Source organism: uncultured Amaricoccus sp., from assembly GCF_937858865.1.
Lineage (GTDB): Bacteria > Pseudomonadota > Alphaproteobacteria > Rhodobacterales > Rhodobacteraceae > Amaricoccus.
This window is the reverse complement of sequence record NZ_CALLYO010000141.1, coordinates 1-2,111: the sequence shown is the minus strand read 5'-3', so window position 1 is coordinate 2,111 and position 2,111 is coordinate 1. Positions and strand designations below refer to the sequence as shown.

Genomic DNA, 2,111 nt, shown 5'->3' with positions numbered 1-2,111 from the left:
GAGACGATGGCGCCGAGCAGCCACCAGAGCGGCTCCGGCACCTGCTGCAGCCCCTGCATCCGGACCGAGAAGCCGACCGGCGCCGCCATGGCGTAGGCGAAGAGTCCGAGCGTGCCGAGCGCCAGCATCGGCCGCGGCAGCCGGTTCAGCCCGTTGACGAAGCCGTCCCAGCGCCCGGCGGGCGCGTTGGCGAACTCGGCGCCGAACTGGCCCATCGCCGCCATCGCCTGGCGGGTCGCGTCCGCCTCGCGCTCGGCGCGGTTGCCGACGAAGACCTCGGCGACGCCGCCCACCGCCTCGCCCACCTGCCGCGCGGCGCCGCCCGCGCCGAGGATCGCGCCCATCACCCCCATGCCGCCACCCTCCGGTCGTGCTGGGCGCGGGTGAAGTGGAACCGCGCCGCGATGAACTCCTCGGCGCGGACGATCCAGCCGCCCTTGCCGCCGTCCTTCGCCCGGGCGAACTTGCGGCTCGCCGGCCGCTGGTCGCCGAGCCGGTAGTAGTAGCAGCGCCGCGCGATGCCGTAGGCGTCGACGAGATGCCCGGGGGCGAGGTCCATCGCCCGCTGCACGGTGCGCGCGGTGACCGGGCCGATCACCCCGTCGTCGGCGAGCGGCAGCCCGAAGGCGGCCATCAGCCGCTGCAAGATGCGCACGGCATTGGCGCCGGCGTTCACCTGCATGTCGAAGACGCTCGGCTGCAGCGGCTCGGGCAGCAGGTCGATCCGCGGCGCGCGGTAGTAGTGGCGGATGTAGATCTCCGCCGCCTTCTCCGGCGTCACCGCCTTCACGTCGGCGACGTCGATCCGGCCGTCGCCGGTGAGGTCGGCCTTCAGCCCCTGCAACGTCTTCAGCGTGACGCCATGCTTGGTGGCGCCCCCCGGATCGTCGGGGTCGTTCACGAACCCCCCTTCACGGCGCACGATCTCCGCCGCAATGCTCTCGACCGAGTGCATCGGCATTCTCCAGCGATGTTGTTGAGAGGCCGGGACCCTGCCACGGAGCGATTAGCATTCCGTTAGGAGAGCCGAGAGCGGACGCGCGGCCGGGCCGATGCGGCGCCGGGACCGTCCGCGTCAGCGCGGGGAGAAGGCGGCGCGCCAGCGGGCGAGGAAGCTCGCCTGCTTCTGCCGGTCGAGGCCGAGGAGCAGCGTCGGGGAGAGGGGGATCGGGCGGTAGAGGGAGGCCTCGTCGTCGGGGAGGTCCTCGGCGAAGGGGAAGAGGAGGTGGGTTGAGGCGAGGGCGGCCCGGCCGGGATCGGAGAGCATGAAGTCGATGAGGAGGCCGGCGGCGGTGGGGTTGGCGGCGCCCTTCGGGATCAGCGCGGCGCGGCTGAGGACGAGGGTATAGTCCTCGGGGGCCACCACGGCGATGCGGCGGTCGTGGGCGGCGCGGTCGAGCGCGTAGGAGCCGAGCACGTTGTAGGCGAGGAGGTAGCGGCCCTCGGCGACGGCGTCGATGATCTCGGCCGAGCAGCAGGTGGCGACGGCGCCGGAGCGGGCGAAGGCCTCGATCAGGCTGCCGAAGGTCGTCGCCTGCTGGCTGTCGGCGAAGGCGAAGAGGTAGCCGAGGCCGGAGGCCTCGATGTCGTAGGTGGCGACGCGGCCGGCGTAGCGGCTGTCGGCCGGGCGCAGGAGGTCGATGAGGTCGAAGCGCGAGCGCGGGGCCTCGGCCGCGGGCACGAGGCGGCGGTTGTAGACGATGACCGCCGGCTCCTCGGTGACGCCGAAGAGCTCGTCGCGCCAGTTGGCGTCGGGCGGCAGCGCGGCGGTCGGGAGCGAGTGGTGCGGCTGGGCGCAGCCGTCGTTGACGAGCTTGACCTGGAGATCGACGGCCGAGCTAACGACGAGGTCGGCGGGCGCGGCCTCGCCGCGGCAGGCGGCACTGGCGAGCGCGTGCAGGTCGTTGGAGCCGTGCTGCTCGTAGGAGACGGCGACCTCGGGCATGGCGGCGACGAAGGCCTCGAAGAGCGGGGCGACGAGCGCGACGTCGGTGGTGCCGAGGACGGCGAGCCGGGTCGCGGCGCGCTCGGAGCCGAAGGAGGCGGTGGCCTCGGGGGCGGGCTGGGCCTGGGCGGCGGCGGCGAGGAGCGCGAGCGCGAGGGCGAAGGCG

At 73.8% G+C, this 2,111-nt stretch carries 3 protein-coding genes; all 3 read right to left on the bottom strand.

Translation table 11 applies throughout. The features are described from left to right. Nucleotides 1-353, bottom strand: a 353-nt coding sequence (locus Q0112_RS04045) for a 3TM-type holin (protein ID WP_297971745.1), incomplete at its 3' end; no start/stop codon positions are given. After that, nucleotides 344-955 carry a holin-associated N-acetylmuramidase gene (locus tag Q0112_RS04040; RefSeq protein ID WP_297971740.1) on the bottom strand — a complete coding sequence of 204 codons (612 nt, stop codon included), beginning with the start codon at nt 953-955 and terminating at the stop codon, nt 344-346. The genes Q0112_RS04040 and Q0112_RS04045, both read right to left, overlap by 10 nt. 120 nt (nt 956-1,075) lie before the next feature. Continuing rightward, a partial coding sequence (locus Q0112_RS04035) for an ABC transporter substrate-binding protein (RefSeq protein ID WP_297971737.1) occupies nt 1,076-2,111 on the bottom strand: 1,036 nt, incomplete at its 5' end.